This is a genomic window from Aquamicrobium lusatiense (assembly GCF_014201615.1).
In the GTDB taxonomy this organism is placed as follows: domain Bacteria; phylum Pseudomonadota; class Alphaproteobacteria; order Rhizobiales; family Rhizobiaceae; genus Mesorhizobium; species Mesorhizobium lusatiense.
Genome location: NZ_JACHEU010000001.1, coordinates 219,836 through 239,727 on the forward strand (window position 1 = coordinate 219,836; position 19,892 = coordinate 239,727).

At 64.5% G+C, this 19,892-nt stretch carries 17 protein-coding genes and 1 riboswitch; of the genes, 6 read left to right on the forward strand and 11 right to left on the reverse strand.

Features of this window, described 5'->3' with window-relative positions:
- The first annotated feature begins 166 nt into the window (after positions 1-166).
- Positions 167-2,089, forward strand: a complete 1,923-nt coding sequence (locus HNR59_RS01175; protein WP_343060568.1) for a putative bifunctional diguanylate cyclase/phosphodiesterase — start codon at positions 167-169, stop codon at positions 2,087-2,089.
- A 27-nt stretch (positions 2,090-2,116) separates the two neighbouring features.
- Here HNR59_RS01175 and HNR59_RS01180 read toward each other — a convergent pair whose 3' ends face one another.
- Positions 2,117-3,580, reverse strand: a complete 1,464-nt coding sequence (locus tag HNR59_RS01180; RefSeq protein ID WP_183824775.1) for an aminotransferase class V-fold PLP-dependent enzyme — start codon at positions 3,578-3,580, stop codon at positions 2,117-2,119.
- 116 nt (positions 3,581-3,696) lie between these two features.
- Here HNR59_RS01180 and HNR59_RS01185 point away from each other — a divergent pair, with 116 nt between their 5' ends.
- Positions 3,697-4,182 (forward strand): Lrp/AsnC family transcriptional regulator, encoded by a 486-nt coding sequence (locus HNR59_RS01185; RefSeq protein ID WP_183824778.1) that lies wholly within the window; start codon positions 3,697-3,699, stop codon positions 4,180-4,182.
- A 59-nt stretch (positions 4,183-4,241) separates the two neighbouring features.
- Here the strand turns inward: HNR59_RS01185 and cydX are convergent, their stop codons facing one another.
- From cydX to purE, 9 genes are all read right to left on the reverse strand, one after another.
- Complete coding sequence (gene cydX, locus HNR59_RS01190; RefSeq protein WP_183824781.1) at positions 4,242-4,382, reverse strand: cytochrome bd-I oxidase subunit CydX; 141 nt, start codon at positions 4,380-4,382, stop codon at positions 4,242-4,244.
- A 17-nt stretch (positions 4,383-4,399) separates the two neighbouring features.
- Entirely contained in the window at positions 4,400-5,557 is a 1,158-nt protein-coding gene (cydB, locus tag HNR59_RS01195) for a cytochrome d ubiquinol oxidase subunit II (protein WP_183824784.1), read from the reverse strand.
- A gap of 5 nt (positions 5,558-5,562) precedes the next feature.
- Positions 5,563-7,140 (reverse strand): cytochrome ubiquinol oxidase subunit I, encoded by a 1,578-nt coding sequence (locus HNR59_RS01200; RefSeq protein ID WP_183824787.1) that lies wholly within the window; start codon positions 7,138-7,140, stop codon positions 5,563-5,565.
- 67 nt (positions 7,141-7,207) lie between these two features.
- Entirely contained in the window at positions 7,208-8,902 is a 1,695-nt protein-coding gene (locus HNR59_RS01205) for an amino acid ABC transporter ATP-binding/permease protein (RefSeq protein ID WP_183824790.1), read from the reverse strand.
- The gene (gene cydD / locus HNR59_RS01210; protein ID WP_210307261.1) at positions 8,899-10,644 is read right to left on the reverse strand and encodes a thiol reductant ABC exporter subunit CydD; all 1,746 of its coding nucleotides are present in this window, start codon (positions 10,642-10,644) and stop codon (positions 8,899-8,901) included. The genes HNR59_RS01205 and cydD overlap by 4 nt, the downstream gene beginning before the upstream one ends.
- A 47-nt stretch (positions 10,645-10,691) precedes the next feature.
- Entirely contained in the window at positions 10,692-11,264 is a 573-nt protein-coding gene (locus tag HNR59_RS01215) for a GbsR/MarR family transcriptional regulator (protein WP_183824793.1), read from the reverse strand.
- 137 nt (positions 11,265-11,401) lie between these two features.
- Positions 11,402-11,899 (reverse strand): tyrosine-protein phosphatase, encoded by a 498-nt coding sequence (locus HNR59_RS01220; protein WP_246374584.1) that lies wholly within the window; start codon positions 11,897-11,899, stop codon positions 11,402-11,404.
- A gap of 139 nt (positions 11,900-12,038) precedes the next feature.
- Positions 12,039-13,115, reverse strand: a complete 1,077-nt coding sequence (locus HNR59_RS01225; RefSeq protein WP_183824800.1) for a 5-(carboxyamino)imidazole ribonucleotide synthase — start codon at positions 13,113-13,115, stop codon at positions 12,039-12,041.
- Complete coding sequence (gene purE / locus HNR59_RS01230; RefSeq protein WP_183824803.1) at positions 13,112-13,609, reverse strand: 5-(carboxyamino)imidazole ribonucleotide mutase; 498 nt, start codon at positions 13,607-13,609, stop codon at positions 13,112-13,114. The genes HNR59_RS01225 and purE overlap by 4 nt, the downstream gene beginning before the upstream one ends.
- 125 nt (positions 13,610-13,734) lie before the next feature.
- Positions 13,735-13,932, forward strand: a riboswitch (cobalamin riboswitch).
- Positions 13,933-14,099: 167 nt separating this feature from the next.
- Here purE and HNR59_RS01235 point away from each other — a divergent pair.
- From HNR59_RS01235 to HNR59_RS01250, 4 genes are all read left to right on the forward strand, one after another.
- Complete coding sequence (locus tag HNR59_RS01235) at positions 14,100-15,956, forward strand: TonB-dependent receptor plug domain-containing protein (protein WP_183824806.1); 1,857 nt, start codon at positions 14,100-14,102, stop codon at positions 15,954-15,956.
- A gap of 135 nt (positions 15,957-16,091) precedes the next feature.
- The gene (locus HNR59_RS01240; protein ID WP_425488608.1) at positions 16,092-16,946 is read left to right on the forward strand and encodes an ABC transporter substrate-binding protein; all 855 of its coding nucleotides are present in this window, start codon (positions 16,092-16,094) and stop codon (positions 16,944-16,946) included.
- Entirely contained in the window at positions 16,943-17,944 is a 1,002-nt protein-coding gene (locus HNR59_RS01245; RefSeq protein ID WP_183824812.1) for a FecCD family ABC transporter permease, read from the forward strand. Before HNR59_RS01240 ends, HNR59_RS01245 begins: the two co-directional genes overlap by 4 nt.
- Entirely contained in the window at positions 17,941-18,723 is a 783-nt protein-coding gene (locus tag HNR59_RS01250) for an ATP-binding cassette domain-containing protein (protein WP_183824815.1), read from the forward strand. Before HNR59_RS01245 ends, HNR59_RS01250 begins: the two co-directional genes overlap by 4 nt.
- Here HNR59_RS01250 and HNR59_RS01255 read toward each other — a convergent pair whose 3' ends face one another.
- Complete coding sequence (locus tag HNR59_RS01255; RefSeq protein WP_183824818.1) at positions 18,724-19,863, reverse strand: patatin-like phospholipase family protein; 1,140 nt, start codon at positions 19,861-19,863, stop codon at positions 18,724-18,726.
- Positions 19,864-19,892: the final 29 nt, after the last annotated feature.

Sequence of the window (19,892 nt, forward strand, 5' to 3'; positions counted from 1 at the left end):
GATTGAGCGAGCAACAGCTGAGACCCGCGTCGTTTACCCTAACAGAATAAATCGCACGATTTCCCCATAAACCGGATTTTCACTCCGCATGATGGCTTGCCGTGATGGCGGGTGAAAGCGTTAATGCGTTCTTCAACCTGCTACCGTATCAGACGGCGGGATGAGAGTGTCAAAGCGCGCGGACGAGATGCCATTTCCGGCAGGACAAAAAGGGGTTGAGCTGGGCGTTCTGCGCGATCAGCTCGCTGATCTGCGAGCCAGCCTTCTCATTTCGATGCCCATCAGCACCGTGCTTTCCGTGCTGATCGTTCTTGTCAAATCCATTTCCGGCGCCGACTGGACGACGCTCGCCTGGCTCGTGATCGTGAACGTGGTCAATGGCGCGCGCATTCTCCTGGCGCTGCGCCAGCCGCAGGATGAAGAGCTGGAAAAACAGGATTATGCAACGCTCTCGAAATGGCTGCGCGGCTACATGGCGCTGGCATTTCTGGCGGGCGTTGCCTGGGCATATGTCGCCGTTATCTCGGACGGCTTCACGGCTCCCGAAACACCCGTTTATCTGGTCATCGTCGCCGGCATCTCGGCCGGCGCGGTATCTTACAGTGCCTGCTATGCGGCGCTTCCCATTCTGTTCATGGCTCCCCCGCTGCTTGCGGTCGTGGTGTGCATGATCATGGGCGGAGAGCTAGACGACTACGTTCTCGCCTTCACGAGCACGCTGTTTTTCGGAGGGCTGGTGAAAAGCTCCTTCCTCGGACAGGAACGCTTTCGCGAAACGAGCAGGCTCAAATATGAAGCCAATCACCATGCCGGTAAAATGGAGAAGAATTCCAGAGAAGACCCGCTTACGGGTCTTCTGAACAGGCGCGGACTTGAGCAGGCCGTCAGCCGTCTTAAGCCTGCGGATGGCCCCTTCACGGCGATGCTCATCGATCTCGATGGCTTCAAATCGGTAAACGACACCTACGGCCACCGCGTCGGCGACGATCTGCTTCTCAAGATCGCCGGACGGATAAGGGCGGAAGCCCCGGCCGAGGCCACTCTGGCACGCGTGGGCGGCGACGAATTCGTCCTGCTTTTCGGGCGCGCGGCTGCAGCCGATACCGAGCAGCTCGCCCTGCGCATCATCGCCTCGATCTCGCGGCCCTATGCCGGCATCAATTCCATTCAGGTCGGCGCGTCCGTCGGCATCCATGTTGCCGATGATCCGCATCTCACGCATATGCTGCTGCGCGCGGATTTCGCCCTCTACACGGCAAAGGACAGGGGGCGGAACAATCTGTGCATCTTCGATACTGTGCTTGAGGAGGCTTTCAGACGCCAGCAATGCATTGAACGCGACCTGAAGGCCGCGCTGGCATCGGGAGAGCTGCAAAGCTGGTATCAGCCGATCGTACGCCTCGACACGCGCAGGATCGTCGGTTTCGAGAGCCTGCTGCGCTGGGAGCATCCCGAGCATGGGCAGATTGCACCGCCCGAGATCATCACCACGGCGCGAACCACAGGCCTGCTGCCGGCACTTACTGAAACAGTCTTCTGGAATGCCTGCGACATGATGGACAGGCTGCGCGAGGAAGGCAGAAGCGGGATCCGTATCGCCATCAACATTTCCCCCCGGGAACTCGAAGCAGCCGACATCGACACCATGATCCTCGCAGGTCTGGCCGAACGCGGATTGACGACTTCGATGCTGGAAATCGAGATCACCGAGGAAGCCCCCGTCGATCTGGGGCGGGTCGGCGAAAAACTCGGCCGGCTGGCCCGCGCCGGCATCTCGATCGTGCTGGATGATTTCGGAGCCGGCTTTTCCACGCTGGCCTCCCTCAAGGACGGCCGCATTTCCAAGGTCAAGATTGACCGCAGCTTTGCCAACGATCTGGCAGGCGCCAAGGAAAGCCGCCTGCTGATGAAAGCGGTCATAGACCTCGCGCACACGCTTGGCATCGAGGTGATGGCGGAAGGCGTGGAAACGCCGGATCAGGCGCACATCCTGCAATCGATGGGCTGCGCATGCGCACAGGGGTACCTGTTCTCGCCTGCGCTGCCGATCGAGAAGGCACTGGCCCTGCAACGCGCTGGCGTGGCCTGAAACCGGCTTGCTGCGGGAAGCGCCCGCTCAGGCCGATTTTGCGGGGAAGAAGATCGCCCGGCCGGGATCGAAGTCATAGCGCGGCGCATGGATGGCGGCATCGCCAGCCATCTGCCTCACCGCATCAATGATGTAGTCCGCCTTGTCATCGTCGAGCAGCACGCTGAAGTTCAGCCGCGTGAAACCCGGCTTCGCCATCTCGTCTCCGGACAGGATCGCCTGCCGCAATTCCTGCGCGCGTCCGTCATCGATCGACAGCAATCTCAGCACGTAAGGTCCGGCGCAGGCGCAGCCGCCCCGAGCCTGAATGCCGAAACGGTCGCTCAGCATGCGCGTCACCAGTTGCTGATGTACATAGCCACCCCGGCCGTCCCGAATGCGAAACGAGAACACCGGCAACCGGCCCGGCACGGGCAGGCCAAGCAGTTCGAGATTTTCGACGCCCTTCCACGCGCGCGCGGCACGGCCAGCCAGTTCGCTGTTGCGGCGCTGCATGAAGTCCGCGCCGATCGCTTCCTTGACGAGGACGGAAAGCGCAGCGCGGATATCACCCACCACATTCGGGGTGCCGGCTTCTTCGCGTGCTTCGAGATTGCCGCTGTAGTCATGCGCCTGCGAGGTTACGAAACGCACCGTTCCGCCACCCGGCCATGAGGGTTTGCTGATCGCCGCCGCAGCACGCCGAACCACCAGCACGCCGGAAGCTCCGGGGCCGCCGATGAACTTGTGCGGCGACAACACGATGGCGTCGATCACCGCGTCATCTTCCGGTGTCATGGCGATCGGCAGATAGGGGCCGCCGCCGGCGTAATCCCATACCATCAGCGCGCCGGCAGCCTTCGCCATCCGCGTCAGGCCCGCAACATCGGCCACGATGCCGGTCACGTTCGATGCAGCGGAAAAGGCGCAAACCGTCAGATCAAAACCTGTCTCGCCCAGAGCATCGGCAAGCATCCCCGCATCGGGACCGCCCTGCGCAGCTTCCGCGATTTCCACGATGCCGGCACCGCTTTCGCGCCATGGAAGGATGTTGGAATGATGCTCGTAAGGGCCGATGATGACACGCACGCGCTGGCCGGACCGCACCGCCTCGGCAACGCCGAACAGGCTGACCAGCCGATTGATGCCGGCGGTCGCGCCCGACCCGGTGAAGATGACCGCGTGGCTCTCGTCAGCGCCGCAATGGCTGGCAATCACGGCACGCGCATCGCGCCGCAGACGGGTCATGAAGCCACCGCACCAGGACGCCTCGGTATGGCTGTTGGCGTAATAGGGCAGCACCTCTTCCAGTACGAAGCGCTCCACCTGCCGCAAGGCCCGCCCCGAAGCGACATAATCGGCATAGACCATGGGCTTCGCGCCGAACGGGCCGTCGATGACGGCGTCCGCCCCGATCAGGCCGGCGCGCAGCTCCGCCACGATGTCGTCCCGCGCCAGTTCCTGCCGAAACCGGTCCAGCGGACTACCGCCAAACTGCGCCGAAACCATCATTTGCCCACCTCTGACCCATTCGAAGATACGAGATGGAAGATTCTACGCGGATTATCGGTTGAAACTTCACCTGTTTAATGCACAGAATGACCAAAATTGGGTCACATGATCTAAGAATGGCAAAAATCGACAGCATCGACCTCAGAATTCTGAACTGCCTCCAACAGCAGGCCGGTCTGTCGCAGCGCGATCTGGCCGAGCAGGCCGGCATTTCGCAGAATGCCTGCTGGCGGCGTTTGCAGCGGCTGACGAGCGAAGGCATCCTGCGCGGCTCGCATGCCAACATCGACCTCTCCGCGCTTGGGCTTGACCTGACCGTGCTCGTCATGATCCGCACGCGCCATCATTCGAAGGAATGGGCGGAACGCTTCCGCAAGCATGTCGAGAAGCTGCCGGAGGTCATCGACTTCTACCGCATCGGCGGCGACTGGGACTACATGGTGAAGGTGATCACGCGCGGCATGGCCGGCTATGACGCCTTCTATCAAAGGCTGATCACCGACTTCGATCTGGCGACCGTCACCGGTTATTTTTCGATGGAAGCGATCATCGACAACCGCCCGGTGGATCTGCTGCGCCTGCGGCAGGCAGCGTCACGATAGCTCTGGCGCAGTCCATATCCGGCAACTTCCGTGTGGCCGCTGCCGGATATGATTGTGCCTTACCTGCTCTTTTTCGGGGCCGCAGCCGCAGCCGGCGCGGCCGCCTTGGCGGCGTCATCCATGAGCTCGTACCACATGGCGTTCAGCACCGCGAAAGCGGCGGCGAGCGGCAGGCCGAGCAGCCAGGCGAAATACCACATTTCACGTCTCCTTTGCGTCAGTAAGCGTGGCCGCTGCCGTCGCGGATTTCCTTCTCGTCCACCTTGCCCCACAGCACATGGTAGACCCAGCTCGTATAGGCGACGATGAGCGGGATGAAGATCGCCGTCACCACCAGCATGATGAACAGGGTGAGGTGGCTGGAAGAGGCGTCCCAGACCGTCAGGCTGGAGTTGGGATCGAGCGACGACGGCAGGATCATCGGGAACATCGACAGGCCGACCGTCGATATGATGCCGAGGATCGAGACGGCACTGGCGAGCACCGGCACGATCTCGCGCCTGCCCCGCTGCAGCGCCAGATTGGCAAGCGCCCCGACAAAGCCCAGCACCGGCGCGATGATCGTCCACGGATGGTTGCCATAGTTCTCGAACCACACGCCCGATGCCCGCTCCACGGTCTTGGCGAGCGGGTTGGAGGGTCCGTCCGTCACCACCGTGCTGGTGATGTGGTAGCCATCGATCCCCAGCCACAGCCAGATGCCGCCGAGCGCGAACAGGACGATCGTGGCGATCGCCGCCCCCACGCCATAACGGCGGGCGCGCGCCGCAACCGTGCCTTCGGTCTTGAGCACCAGCCACGAGGCGCCGTGCATGATCAGCATGGCCACCGAAAGCAGCCCGCACAGCAGGCCGAACGGATTGAGCAGCTCGAACAGCGTCGTCCCGTCATAGAAGATGCGCAGATCCGTGCCGAAGCGGAACGGCACGCCCTGCAGCACATTGCCGACCGCCACGCCCATCACCAGCGCCGGCACGAGGCCGCCGATGAACAGGGCCCAGTCCCAGCCGCTGCGCCACGCGGCACTTTCGCGTTTGGAACGGTACTTGAAACCGACCGGGCGCAGGATCAGCGCGAACAGGATGGCGAACATGGCGAGATAGAAGCCGGAGAAGGACACGGCGTAAAGCGGCGGCCAGGCGGCGAAGATCGCTCCGCCGCCGAGGATCAGCCACACCTGATTGCCTTCCCAGACGGGTCCGACCGTGTTGATGACGACGCGGCGCTCGACATCGTTCCTGCCGACGAAGGGCAGGAGCATGCCGGTGCCGAGATCGAAACCGTCCATGACAGCGAAGCCGATCAGCAGCACGCCGAGCAACAGCCACCAGATGACCCTCAGGGTCTGATAGTCGAGAAGTTCATGCAGGATCATGTCATCTACTCCGCCGGAGCGAGGGAAGGAGGTGCAAGCCGGGTGCGCGGGGCGTGATCGGCCTCCGGACCCTTGCGGATCGCGGCCAGCATCAGCGCCATTTCGACGACGAACAGCACCGAATAGATCAGCGAGAAGCCGACAATGGTGGTCAGCACCGTGGCGGCACCAAGATTGGAGACGGCAGCCGCTGTCGGCAGAACGCCCTCGATGATCCATGGCTGGCGTCCGAATTCGGCAACGATCCAGCCGCATTCGGCCGCGATCCACGGCAGCGGGATGGCGAACACACCGACGCGCAGCAGCCACGGATAGCGGTCGAGCTGGTGGCGGGCCGAGAGGTAGAAGAACACAGCCGTCAGCGCGATGAAGAAGAAGCCCAGCCCCACCATGATGCGGAAGGTCCAGAACAGCGTCGGAACATTAGGAACCGTATCCCATGCCGCCTGTGCGATCTGCTCGTCGCTGGCCTGCGTCGGGTCGTCGAGATAGGGCTTGAGCAAAAGCGCATAGCCGAGGTCCGCGCCATTCTCCTCGAAGGTCGTGCGCGCGGCTTCCGGTATGGCCGCATCGCTGCCGGCCGCCCGGATTTCCTGCAGCGCCCCATAGGCCGCCATGCCGTTGCGGATGCGCGTCTCGGCATGGGCCACAAGGTCCTCGATTCCGGGGATTTCGGTGGTCAGCGAGCGCGTGCCGATCAGGCCCATCACCCACGGGATATGGACGGCATAATGGGTCTTGCGCGCTTCCTGATCGGGAAAGCCGATGGCGGTGAAGGCCGCCGGCGCCGGCTCGGTCTTCCACATCGCCTCGATGGCCGCGAGCTTCATCTTCTGATGCTCGGTGGAGAGGTAGCCGCTCTCGTCGCCCAGCACCACCACCGACAGCGACGCGGCAAGGCCGAACGAGGCGGCGACCGTGAGCGAGCGCTTGGCGAGTTCGAGATGGCGTCCCTTCAGCAGATACCAGGCCGAAACGCCGAGCACGAAGATCGATGCCGTGACGTAGCCGGCCGAGACGGTGTGCACGAACTTCGCCTGCGCCACAGGATTGAACAGCACGGCGGCGAAATCGTTGACCTCCATGCGCATGGTCTGCGGATTGAAGGACGACCCTACGGGGTTCTGCATCCAGCCATTGGCGATGAGAATCCACAGCGCCGAGAAGTTGGAGCCGATGGCCACCGCCCATGTCGCGGCCAGATGGCCGAGGCGCGAGAGCTTGTCCCATCCGAAGAAGAACAGGCCGACGAAGGTCGCCTCCAGGAAGAAGGCCATCAGCCCTTCGATCGCCAGCGGCGCGCCGAAGATGTCGCCGACATAATGGCTGTAATAGCTCCAGTTCATGCCGAACTGGAATTCCATGACGATGCCGGTGGCCACACCCATGACGAAGTTGATGCCGAACAGCGTGCCCCAGAACTTGGTCATCTGGCGCCAGATGTCGCGACCGGTCATGACATAGACGGTTTCCATGATCGCGATGACCACGGACAAGCCGAGCGTCAGCGGCACGAACAGGAAGTGGTAGAGAGCGGTGATCGCGAACTGAAGTCGCGACAGATCGACAATATCGAGTTCCATGGCTACTCCGGCTTTCCGGCCTCCTTGGCTGATGTGGCGCCTTTTCCCGGCGTCGAGAACTCTGTGCTCAGTCCGGCCGCAGCCGGTCGAGCAATCTGCGATAGCCTTCGCTGCCGCGCGTGAAATCCGTCTCCACCCGGCCCTCCTCCATGACCACGATGCGGTCGGCCAGTTCCGCTTCACGGCGTATATGCGTAACGATGACGAGCGTGCGACCTTCCGCACAGGCGCCGATGCAGTCGACGACATCGCGCGCCGTCGCGCCGTCCACGCCGTCGGTGGGCTCGTCGAGCAACCACACGGGTGTGTCCCGCAGCAACAGGCGGGCCAGCGCCAGCCGGCGCGCCTGACCGGTGGAAAGGCCGGTGCCGCCCTCGCCCAGCATCATGTCCAGGCCTTCGGGCAGTTCGGCCACGAAGGTGCCAAGTCCGGCGGCATGCAGCGCCTGCATCATTTCACCGTCGCCGGCATCGGCACGGGCAAGCTGAAGATTGCCGCGCAACGTGTCGCGAAACAGCTCTGTGCGCTGGGTGAGCAGGGTGGCGGGCAGCATGGCCACAGTTCCCGCCTGCGGAACCAGTTCGCCCGCGATCAGCGACAGCATGGTGGACTTGCCGGCTCCGCTGGTGCCGATCAGGGCAACGCGCTCGCCCTGGACGATAGAAAGCGACTGGCCTTGCAGAACCGGGCGTTCGCCGCAGCGGTAGGAAAGCGTCGCATCCGTGATCTCGATCGCATCGGTGGGGTTGGCGGGGCGGGCGGCGCCGCGCACCTCATCTGCTGCAGCGCCAAGCTTCGGCCCCAGCCTGCGGGCGGACAGCAGGACGCGCCCAAGCTCCAGCGCGCCACGGCGCAGGCCGGCGAAGGGTTCGAGACAGGCAAGCGCCACGAACACGGCCAGCGCCGCGACCGGCGCGCCGATGGCGCCGCTCTCCGCCAGCATGGCGGCGGCGACCAGCGTGATCGCCAGCAGAGCCGCGCCGGCGATAGCGAAGGCAAAGCCCGTATTGGTTTCGATGCGGTTCAGCGCATCGTCGGCGGAGGCAAGCCGCGCATCGGCGTGGGAAACCCCTGCCGCCTGTGCCACCAGCCTGTTCGTCATCACCAGATCGGTCTGGCCGCGCATCAGGTCGATGGTGCGCGAGCGCAGCACTTCCAGCGCATGGGCGCGCCGCCGCGCCGGCTTTTTCGCACGCGCGGCGGCAACCGCCGGAATTGCAAGCCCGCACGAAAACAGCAGGAGACCGATGCCAATGCCCAGAACCGGCGCGATGGCGCCGAGCACGGCAGCCGTCACCAGCGCCGAGCCAAGCGCCGCCACCAGCGGCACCGCGACCCGCAGGTAAAGCGAATCCAGCGCATCGATGTCGACGGTGAGCCTGAACAGCAGCCGCGACGGACGGGCCGCGAGGCTGCGCGCCTGCGTGTCGGTAGCGAAGCCGCGGAACACCCGCTCGCGCAGGCGCGCCAGCACCTTCAATGTCGCATCATGCGTGACCAGTCGTTCGCCGTAGCGGGAAAAGGTACGGGCAAGCGCCAGGAAGCGAATGCCGGCGGCGGGCGCGAACACGTCGAAGGCAAGCGCGGTCGCCACGGAGGCCCCGGCAATCGCGGTGGCCGTGATGAACCAGCCGGACAGGCCGAGCAGCGCAATGCCCGCCAGCGCGGTGCACAGCGCCAGCAGCGCACCGGCTGCCAGCATCGGCCGGTTGCCGGACCAGAACAGCGCGGCGACAGCGCGCAGATGCCGCAAAGCGCTCATACCCTGTCTCCTTTCACGGCTGCGTCATCAAGCGTGACGATGCGATCCATGCGGGCCGCCAGAACCGGATCATGGGTGGCGACAATCAGCGTGCGCCCCTCGGCGATGTCCAGCAGCATATCGGTGATCTCGCCGGCGGTGCGACGGTCGAGATGGGCGGTCGGCTCATCGGCCAGCACGAGCCCGGCGCCGGGCGTTGCGGCCGCACGCGCGATGGCAAGGCGCAGCGCCTCGCCGCCGGAAAGCCCGGCTCCGCCCTCGCCCAGAAGCACGGACCTGCGGTCCCGCGCCACGTCACCGAGACGTGCGGCATCGAGCGCGGCGTCGACCGCGTCGTCCAGACCCGGACGGCCAAGCGTGACATTGCCCGCAAGCGTTCCCGCAAAGATATGCGGCGACTGGCCGACCCACGCCATGCCCGCCCGCAGCCGCGCCGCCGTCTGCGGCCTCAACGTCTCCCCGCCGATGCGGATGGTGCCGGCTTCCGGGACCGCAAGCCCGGCGATCAGCGCCAGCAGGGTGGACTTACCGCCACCGCTCGGCGCCATCACGGCCACGCGCTCGCCCGGCGCAATATCCAGCGACAGGCCATCGAAGACCGGACGACCATGCTCCGGGTGATCCTGTCCGGCGTGGCTGAAATGGAGATCGTCGATGGCGATGCCCACAGCGGCGCCATCGGCTTTCGCCGTGTCGATGCGCTCGGCGGCAACGATGGGTTCGCCGGCTGCCGCCACTTTTTGCAGGGCTTCCAGAGCCGCCACGCCGGCGGCGCGGTCGTGCCAGACGGCCGACAGGTCGCGCATGGGCTCGAAGAAGGCCGGCGCGAGCATGAGGATGAACACGCCCTCAGTCAGTGACAGTTGCCCGCCCCATGCCCCGAACGAGAGCTGGCTGAGGAAATGGAACCCGACATAGACGGCCACCATGGCGACGCCCAGCGCCGAAAACAGCTCCAGCACCGCCGAGGACAGGAAAGCGATGCGCAGCACCGCCATGGTGCGGCTGCGCAGGAGATCGGCTTCCTCGCGCAGGCGCAACGCCGTGCGGTCGACCGCGCCGAAACTGCGGATCGTGGCAAGGCCGCGCAGCCGGTCGAGCAGGAAGGCGTTCATATCGCCCATCTTGGCAAGCTGGCGCTCGCTGGCCTCCTTCGCCCGCCAGCCGACCAGCGCCATGAAGATCGGGATCAGCGGCAGGGCGATCAGCATGATCAGGGCGGCCACCCACGAAAGCGGCAGGACGCAAACGAAGATGGCCAGCGGAACGATCACGGCGCGCCAGCGCAGCGGCTGGAAGCGCGCGACATAGGGCACCACCGCCTCGGCCTGCTCGGCCATCGTGCTGGCGACGAAGCCGGATGACGGGCGCGACGCATCGAGCGGCGAGCGGGTGGCGAGCACCGAAACGGCATGGTCCCGCAGACGTGAGAGTTCCCGCCGCGCGGCGAGGAAGGCAAGGCGCGAACCTGCCCGGTCCATGCCCGCCCGCACCACGCCAAGCAGGAAGACCCCGACGGCCGGCCAGATCACCGCGTTCATTCCGGCACCGCCAGCGATTTCGCCGATGGCCAGCGCCAGCAGAGCGGCCTGCCCGATCCAGATCAGCGATGCGGCAGACTGAAGAGCTATCGGAAGCCTGCCCGGAGACGCGGAGGGCTTCGACGCGCGGCGGCGGCGCTTCGTCCTGACGGCCTCCTGCTCCGGAATTTGGGAAATTTCGGCTTCAGCCGGCCTGCGCAGGACCGGTTCCTCAGCCAGTTGCCGGGCAATCGCCGTGTCGAGCGCACTCACGGTTGTCCGTCCCCCCTGCGTTTGCGGCCAAGCGAAACGATGCGATCCTTCGCATCGAGCAGCCTCGTCACCTTTGAGCCGAGGCTGAGCAGTGTCGCCAGCCGTTCCGTATCGAGTCGTTTGACGTCATCATACCAGTTCGTAAGCTGTTCGATGAGTCCGTTCATCTCCATAAGGCGGGACTGGGCGTAACGTTCCTCCTCGCTGCCCGGCTGCTGCATGAGAAGCTCGCGCAGCACCGAAAGGGTGGGATCGACCTCGCGCTTCTTGCGCTCCTCCGCCAGCGTGCGCAGGATCTGCCAGATGTCGTCGGGTGCGGCGAAGAAATCGCGGCGGTCGCCGGGAATATGGCGCAGCATCACCAGATTCCACGCCTGAAGCTCGCGCAGCCCCATGGAAACGTTGGAGCGCGAAATGCCGAGCCCGTCCACGATCTGATCTGCGCAGAGAGGTTCCGGCGACACATAGAGCAGCGCGTAGATCTGGCCGACCGTGCGGTTGATGCCCCAGCGGCTGCCCATCTCGCCGAAGTGCAGCACGAAAGACTGTATGAGTGGCGGAAGGTTCATGACGGACCAATTTTCAGAAATTTCTGAAAATTCAGTACGTCCCGCCACGCCGGAAGTCACTTGGGCACCATGTCGCACCCGTACACGTACGAAAGAAAATCTGTGCGAACGTCAGGGAAAGCTGGCTTCGACCAGCTTCAGAAGCCGATCGTTTCCTCGAACCGGTCCCAGGAACGATACATTTCGTATCGCCCAACACCGCGGATCGGCACATGGCCGTAATAGGGCGAAAGCTGCAGCTCGGCCGCGATCTCGCCCTTGCCGGCGATCGCACCCGTATAGATGGCCGATGCCAGGCCGGTGCGGTTCGCACCATGGTCGCAATGCACCAGAAGCGGCTTTTCCGCGTCGCGCATCAGGGCGGCAAGTTCCGCAGACTTTTCGACGGGCAGGCCCTTCGACGAAGACATTGGGAAATCGATGATCCTGATGCCGTGGCGCTCCGCCGCCGCGCGCGCTGCCAGCGCTTCGGCATCGGGGGTCTCGTTGCGCAGGTTGATGATGGTGCGGATCCGGTAGCGGTCCGCATAGGCCGCGACGTCGTCCCCGTCCGGTTGTCCGGAGCGGTAGAATTCGCCCGGTATTACCTCATGGAAGTTGCCGAGCAATTGCTGCACGCCCATATGAGCGCCCATCAACAGCGGGGCGCCGAGCAATACGGCCGCGAATACCCATATACGTCGCAATGCAGACTTCCCCGCCTTTGATCCCGGCGATTCCTGACAGCGAATTGCGACAGGAACAAGAATACGCCGCACGGCCATTGCCGCAGGCTCAGTTGCGGCCGGTCAGGCGGGTGAAATGGCCCATCTTGCGGCCGGGGCGAGCCTCTGCCTTTCCATAGAGATGGACAAGGACGTCCGGCTCGGCCACGAGTTCAGGTACGCGCGCGACATCGTCGCCGATCAGGTTCTCCATCACGCAGGCGCTGTGATGGCGCGTGTCGCCCAGCGGCAGCCCGGCAATGGCCCTGACGTGCTGCTCGAACTGCGAGATGACGCAGGCGGCTTCGGTCCAGTGGCCGGAATTGTGCACCCGCGGCGCGATCTCGTTGACCAGCACCGAGCCATCGTCCAGTACGAAGAACTCCACGCCGATGACGCCCACATAGCCGAGCGCTTCGAGTATCGAGGCGGCAGCGGCCCGCGCGACGTCGGCGGTAATGTCGGGAACGGCGGCAGGCACGGTGGAGGTGTGCAGGATGCCGTCGCGATGGACGTTGCGTGCCGGCGCATAGGTCGCCACCCTGCCATCGGCGCCCCGCGCACCGATCACCGAAATCTCGCACTCGAAGGAAATGAGTCCTTCAAGGATCAGCGGCACCGACCCCATCGCCTCGAAGACGCCGGAATAATTGCCGCTTTCCATATGGCGGAACACGCGCTGGCCCTTGCCGTCATAACCCATGCGGCGTGTCTTCAGCACGCCGTTGCCGCCAAAACTGTGCAGGGCGGACGCAAGGTCCGCGTCGCTGTCGACGGCAAGGAAGGGGGCCGTGTCGATACCGATGCCGTTGAGGAACTGCTTTTCGCTCAGCCGGTCCTGGGACACCTCCAGCGCCCGGGGCGGCGGCAGAACGGGCACGCGCCCTGCGAGCGTCTCGGCGGCCTCCACCGGCACGTTCTCGAATTCATAGGTGATGACATCGCTGATCGCGGCCAGTTCGGCCAGCCCGGCCGGATCGTCATAGGCAGCCACGATCTGCCGGTTCGCCACCTGCGCGGCCGGGCAACCGGCCTGCGGCTCCAGCACGGCGATGCGGTAGCCGAGGCGCGCGGCGGCCATGGCCAGCATGCGGCCAAGCTGGCCGCCGCCGACGATGCCGATTGTCGATCCGGGCGCCAGCATCACGCGTCGTCCTTCGGCTCGAAGGCAACCTTGTCGGTCTGCGCGGCGCGCCAGCCTTCCAGCCGCCCGGCCAGCGCATCGTCGGTGAGCGCCAGAACAGCGGCGGCGAGAAGTGCCGCATTGACCGCGCCGGCCTTGCCGATAGCCAGCGTGCCGACCGGAATGCCGGCCGGCATCTGCACGATCGACAACAGCGAATCCTGTCCGGACAGCGCCTTCGATTCCACCGGCACGCCGAACACGGGCAGCGAGGTCATCGCCGCCGTCATGCCCGGCAGATGGGCGGCCCCGCCGGCGCCAGCCACCACCACCTTGTAACCGGCAGCCTTCGCGCCGTGGGCAAAGTCATAGAGACGTTGCGGCGTGCGATGCGCGGAAACGATGAGGCTTTTGTGGGAAACACCAAGTTCGGCGAGCGTTTCGGCGGCGTGACGCATGGTCGCCCAGTCGGACTGGCTGCCCATGATGATGGCGACATCGGCTTGTCGGTCGGTCAATGGCCTGCTCCCGTCAGCTAAAGCGGCGACGTAGCGGAATTTTCGCCCCCCCGCAAGGACGAGAAGCGCTGCGGGCACTGCTGATCCCGTACTGTCCGAATTGACACGCCGTGCCAGCGATGCTTAGCGTCGCAACCGGAACTGGTTCCGATTACGGATAAAAAGGGAACACGGTCTGCCGCATTGCCGGCAAAGCCGCGACTGCCCCCGCAACTGTAGCCGCCGAGCCTCCCCCGATATGCCACTGGATCTTGACGGTCCGGGAAGGCGGCGGGAGGCAATGACGCGGAAGTCAGGAGACCTGCCGGTTCCGGTCACCCATGTCTGATCTCGGGGTGAGATCGGGCGCGGCCGTCCGCAGCGGTGACACGAAACGTGTTGCCGCGTGCCGGTACGGCCGAAGGGTGCAGACTGCACCTCCCCTGCCTGCCAGCTCCCGGTGAAAGGCTGTTTTTCCGGGCGCTCCCGTGCCCGGCAGGGGGAAATGACGATGAGAACAACGATTCTGGCTGCCGGCATCTGCTCGCTGACGCTTACCGGTGCCGTCCGGGCGCAGGATGAAGGCCAGCAGGCCGGCGATGTCATCGAGCTGAAGACAATCTCGGTAACCGCCAACCGCACCCCGACCCGGAAGAACAAGGTCGGCTCTAAGGTGGAGCAGATCACGCAGGCGGAAATCGGGGGGAAATCCCGTCCGGTCCTCAGCGACTATCTGAACCTGCTGCCCGGCGTTTCGGTTGCCAGAAATGGCGGCCTCGGCGGCACGACCGGCCTTTTCGTGCGCGGTCTTGGCTCCGGCTACGTCAAGACGCTCTACAATGGCATCGACATTTCCGACCCGACCGGCACACAGGTGCTGACGCATTACCAGTATCTTCTCACCGGCGGCATCAGCAATGTGGACGTTCTGAAGGGCTCCCAGAGCACCCTCTACGGTTCCAGTGCCATAGCCGGTCTGGTGAACATCTCGACGCTCGGCCAACCGGACAGCGGAGTTCACCATACGGTTGAGGCCGAGGGCGGTTCTTTCGGCACCGTGCGGGGCCGCTACGGATTTACCGCTGCGAACGAAGGATCGGGATTCGCAGGCAACGTCTCGGGGTTGCACACCGACGGCATCTCGGCTCTGGCAGACGGCCGGGAGCGGGATGGCCTCGACAGTCTGAATATCGACCTCACCGCCGAACACAGGATCAACGAAGCCTTTTCGGTCTTCGGCTCGGTCTTGCACCTCAATTCAAAGGCCGAATTCGATGGCAACGGCCCCGACGATCCCGACAGCTATGAGCGGGCGAGGATGACCGGAGGCCGGTTCGGACTCAATTTCGATCTCATGGACGGCAGGCTGAAGAACACCGTCTCCGCTCAAGGTTTCAAATCCGACCGGGAGAGCGTGTGGGGCGGTTTCCCCAGCTCCTTCATCGGCACAAGGCAGAAGATCGATTATCAGGGATCGTTCGAGGCGACGGAAAGAGTTCTCCTGCAATATGGCCTCGACCATGAGAAACAGGAAGCCGACGATGCCGGCGGCGGCAGCCCGCTGGGCAAGTTCGATCTTACCGGCGTGTGGGCTCAGGCGGTCCTCGAACCGGTGAATGATCTGGTGCTCACCGCTGGGCTTCGCCATGACGAGCATTCCGAATTCGGCGGCCACACCACCTATCGCGGCACGGCGTCCTACCTGTTTGCCACCACAGGAACCCGCCTTCATTCATCTTATGGAACAGGTTTTCTGGCTCCAAGCCTCTACCAGCTTTACGCCCCCTCCAGCGTGGGCAACCCCAACCTTCAGCCGGAGACGAGCCGCAGCTTCGATATAGGTGTGGAGCAGCATTTGCTGGGCGGGGCGCTGACGGCCGATGTCACCTACTTCCACATCAGGGTGGACGACAAGATCGACTGGATAAACGATTTCAGCTATCCGTGGGGCGGCTACTACGACCAGACACCCGGAACCACGCGCTCGAAAGGCGTCGAAGCTTCCTTCACCTACGCCGCCACCGGCTGGCTCGACCTCGGCGGCTCCTACACCTATACGGATTCGCGCAAGGCGGACGGCACCCGCAACGTCCGCATTCCGCGACATGCCGTTGTCCTTTCGGCCGAAGCCCGGCCTGCCGAAAAGTGGACCATTGGCGCAGACGTGAAATTCGTCGCGGATGTCGTGGACGGCGGCGCAAAGCTGGATGATTATGTGCTGCTCAACGCCAAAGTCGCGTACCAGCTCACGGAGTCCACGCAGATCTACCTTCGGGGTGAAAATCTGCTCAACGAGAACTACCAGACCGTGAAAGGCTACGGCACACCCGGCATCGCTGCCTTCGCCGGAATCAAGGCGAAGTTCTAAAGCAGTTCCAGCAAAAGTGCGAAGCAGTTTTGCGTCCGGAACTGCGTGGAAACAAGGAGATAGAGCATTGGAAGTGATCCCTTTTTCACCGGAAATGCTCTAGTGTCCGAAGGCAACCGCCGAAAGCATTCCCCTTTGCGCGCCATTTTTGCTGGATGGCGCGCAAATCTGCTGATGGCATTTGCCTTGGGTCTTTCCGTGATGCCGACCCTTGCGCAGGACACCCCGCCACCCCGCGTCGTTTCCATGAACCTGTGCACCGACCAGCTCGCCATGCTGATCGCCGGCGAAGGGCAGCTTCATTCCGTCTCGGTGCTGGCCAGCGATCCGCGCAGCTCGGCGATGGCGCGGCAGGCCGAAGCCTTCGTGACCAATCACGCGCTTGCCGAGGAAATCTTCCTCATGGAACCCGACCTCGTTCTCGCCGGCACATTCTCCTCGCGCGCCACGGTCGGGTTGCTGCGCCGTCTGGGATTCAGGGTGGAGGAATTCGCCCCGGCAACCTCCTTTGACGATGTCCGTGACCATATCGCCCGCATCGGTGAACTCCTCCACCGCCAGCAGCGCGCCGCTGAGCTGATCGCCGAGGTGGACGCCGGTCTTGCGCGTCTCGCCTCCGGCCCGCAATCCGGCCGCACCATCGCGCTCTACGAGCCAAACAGCTATACGGCGGGCAGCGGTACGCTGGCCAACGAGATCTTCACCGCGGCGGGGCTGGTCAACATCGCCGAAAGGCTGGGGATCGCCGGCTCGGCGCGCCTGCCGCTGGAGCAGCTCATCATGGCAAAACCCGATCTGATCGGCCGTTCCAGCAGCGACTACGGCGCACCGGCGCTGGCGCAGGAAAACCTCGTCCACCCGGCTTTCCGCGCCCTCGCAGGGCAGAAGGTCGTCGATCTGCCGGTCGCGAAAATGATCTGCGGCGCGCCCTTCACCCTCGATGCCGCCTTCATGCTGCAGGATGCGGCGGGGGAACAGAACCAGCCATGAACGCCGATCATCGTTATCATCTTCTGATCGCGCTGCTTGCCGCGCTCACCCTGGTGCTGTTCCTGCTGTCGCTGACGGTCGGCCCGGCGGCGGTCGGCTTTGCCGACAGCATGGCGGCGCTGTTCTCCGGCAAAGCCGATGGCGTTGCCCTCATCATGCGCGAGATCAGGCTGCCGCGCGCCATTCTCGGGCTGATGATCGGCGCGACGCTCGGCCTCTCCGGCGCTGTCCTGCAAGGCTATCTGCGAAACCCTCTGGCCGAACCCGGCCTGCTCGGTATCAGCGCCTCCGCCTCGCTGGGTGCCGTTCTTGCCATCTATACCGGCCTGTCCGCCGCCTTCCTGCTCGCTCTGCCGCTTGCCGCCCTTGCCGGCGCGGTAGCAGCCGTTCTGGTCGTGCAGGCCCTTGCCGGTGCGCGGGGGTCGGCCCTCATCGTCATTCTCGCCGGTATTGCCGTCACCAGCTTCGCCGGGGCCATGACCTCGCTGGCGCTCAACCTGTCGCCCAATCCGTTCGCAGCCCTTGAGATCATGTTCTGGATGCTGGGCTCACTCACCGACCGCTCAATGACGCATGTGTGGCTCTCCGCGCCCTTCATGCTGATCGGCTGGATCATGCTGGGCTCGCTGGGGCGCGCGCTCGATGCGCTCACCCTCGGCTCGGAAACGGCTGCCTCGATGGGCATCGAATTGCGCCGCGTGCAATTTCTGGCCGTGTTCGGCACGGCCGCCAGCGTCGGCGCCGCGACAGCCGTAGCCGGTGCCATAGGCTTCGTCGGGCTGGTCGTGCCGCATATCCTGCGGGTGCTGGTGGGTGCGCGGCCATCACGCCTGCTGCCGGCCAGCGCGCTCGGCGGTGCATCCATGGTGCTCGGCGCCGACACACTGGTGCGCATCATCGCGCCCGAGCGCGATCTCAAGCTTGGCGTGCTTACCGCAATCGTCGGTGCCCCGTTCTTCCTCTGGCTCGTCTTCCGCACCCGCAGGAGCCTCATGTGACGCTGCTCTCTGTTGAAAACCTTTCCGTCAGGCTCGGGCACCGACAGGTGCTGAACGGGCTGGGCTTCGAGGTCGAAGCCGGCGAATTCGTCGGGCTGATCGGTCCGAACGGAGCGGGCAAATCGACCCTTCTGCGCTCGGTGCTCGATCTGGTGCCGACACAGGGCCACATACGCCTGTCCGGTGAGGTCGCCGGAGCCATGAACGCGCGCCGGCGCGCGGCCCGCGTTGCCTATCTGGCGCAGGAGCGCGAAATCGCTTGGGCCGTGCCGGTCGAGACGATCGTGGCGCTAGGCCGCGAACCCCACCGCGCAGGCTTTGCCGCTCTGACCGCACAGGACAAAACCACCATCGATGATGCCATGCAGCGCATGGACATCGAGGCCTTCCGCGACCGTATCGCCACCGAGCTTTCCGGCGGCGAAAAGGCGCGTGTCCTGACGGCCCGCGCACTGGCGCAGGATGCGCCGCTGCTGCTGGCTGACGAGCCGACGGCCGGTCTCGATCCGGCCCATCAGATTTCGCTGATGCGCCTGTTTGCCTCGCTTGCCGCGGACGGAAAAAGCGTGGTCGCCTCTCTGCACGATCTTGGGCTGGCGGCGCGCTGGTGTTCGCGCCTGCTGCTACTTCATGAGGGGCGCATCGTGGCAGACGGTGCCCCGACACAGGTACTGACGCCGCACACCCTGCGCGACATCTATGGCGTGGAAGCCTTTTTCGGCGAAGCCGGCGGCGCGCCGGTCATCCAGCCGCTCGATCTGGCAGATGTGCTGCCCTGATCAGCCCTGCACCCTGCCGGCCCCGGGCGGACGCTTGCGGGTGGCAAGGAAGCGACTGACGCGTGCACCCGGAGGGGGCGCCGCTACTTTCAGCGGCTTCATGCCGTCGTCCAACTCGCCGGAGAGATCGAGCGTGGCGCGTTCGCCCACCGCATCAAAGTTCTCCTCCAGCCAGTCGCTGGCCGCATCGCGCCCAAGATCGCGCAGATATTCCAGAAACGCCCATTCGGCGTTGATCTTGGAAGAGGCTGACAGGCCTTTGAACGCCGCATCTGCATCGATGCGATGCATGCGGATATCGCGGTACTCGCCATGCGGCAGGCGCCCCGCCGCGATCAGTTCCTTGACGAAGGCGATGGCGCGGAATTCGCGCAGCAGCGCTGCGTTGAAGGCGATCTCGTCCATGCGGTTCTGGATCTCGCTGGAGCTGGTCGGCACACCCTCGCGCTGCACCGGGTTGATCTGAACCAGCAGCACGTCCTCGGTCTCGGTTGCCCTGAAAAAAGGAAACAGCGCCGGATTGCCGCCATAGCCGCCGTCCCAGTAAGGCACGCCGTCGATCTCGACCGCGCGGAACAGTTGCGGCAGGCAGGCGGAAGCCATCACCGTATCGCGATCGATCTCGCCATCGGAAAAGACACGGATCTGGCCGGTCTCGACATTGGTGGCCGAGATGAACACCTGCATGGCCTTGCAGGAGCGCACATTGTCGAAATCGATCTCGCTTTCGATCACATCGCGCAGCGGATTGAGACCGAGCGGATTGGCCAGATAGGGCGAAACCACGCGTGACATGGTGTCGAACCAGATATAGCCGGGTGAATTCTCGATCGACCAGTTGCCCCAAAGCACATCCCATGGCGTGCGCTGCACCGGGCTGAAACGGCCCTTCCGCGCCACGGCTCGCCAGAAATCCTCCAGCTTGGTGCGCGCGCCGTCGGCACCGCCGCGCACGAAGCCGTCGGCCAGCGCAACCGCGTTCATGGCGCCCGCGCTTGTGCCGGAGACGGCGACAATATCGAGCCTGTCGTCTTCCAGCAGGCGATCCAGAACGCCCCATGTGAAGGCGCCATGCGACCCACCGCCCTGCAGGGCGATGTTGATCTTCTTGCGCTGCACAGTGTTACCGTTGGCCCGCATATGCGATCCTTCCGAAGGCTGAGGAGTGA

What these genes read in the sequence shown, in the direction of transcription:
- HNR59_RS01180 (WP_183824775.1), bottom strand. Translation starts at nt 3,580, where the DNA reads ATGATGGTTTCGGCGCAGTTTGGCGGTAGTCCGCTGGACCGGTTTCGG.
- HNR59_RS01185 (WP_183824778.1), top strand. Translation starts at nt 3,697, where the DNA reads ATGGCAAAAATCGACAGCATCGACCTCAGAATTCTGAACTGCCTCCAA.
- cydX (WP_183824781.1), bottom strand. Translation starts at nt 4,382, where the DNA reads ATGTGGTATTTCGCCTGGCTGCTCGGCCTGCCGCTCGCCGCCGCTTTC.
- cydB (WP_183824784.1), bottom strand. Translation starts at nt 5,557, where the DNA reads ATGATCCTGCATGAACTTCTCGACTATCAGACCCTGAGGGTCATCTGG.
- HNR59_RS01200 (WP_183824787.1), bottom strand. Translation starts at nt 7,140, where the DNA reads ATGGAACTCGATATTGTCGATCTGTCGCGACTTCAGTTCGCGATCACC.
- HNR59_RS01205 (WP_183824790.1), bottom strand. Translation starts at nt 8,902, where the DNA reads ATGAGCGCTTTGCGGCATCTGCGCGCTGTCGCCGCGCTGTTCTGGTCC.
- HNR59_RS01215 (WP_183824793.1), bottom strand. Translation starts at nt 11,264, where the DNA reads ATGAACCTTCCGCCACTCATACAGTCTTTCGTGCTGCACTTCGGCGAG.
- HNR59_RS01220 (WP_246374584.1), bottom strand. Translation starts at nt 11,899, where the DNA reads ATGGGCGCTCATATGGGCGTGCAGCAATTGCTCGGCAACTTCCATGAG.
- HNR59_RS01235 (WP_183824806.1), top strand. Translation starts at nt 14,100, where the DNA reads ATGAGAACAACGATTCTGGCTGCCGGCATCTGCTCGCTGACGCTTACC.
- HNR59_RS01245 (WP_183824812.1), top strand. Translation starts at nt 16,943, where the DNA reads ATGAACGCCGATCATCGTTATCATCTTCTGATCGCGCTGCTTGCCGCG.
- HNR59_RS01255 (WP_183824818.1), bottom strand. Translation starts at nt 19,863, where the DNA reads ATGCGGGCCAACGGTAACACTGTGCAGCGCAAGAAGATCAACATCGCC.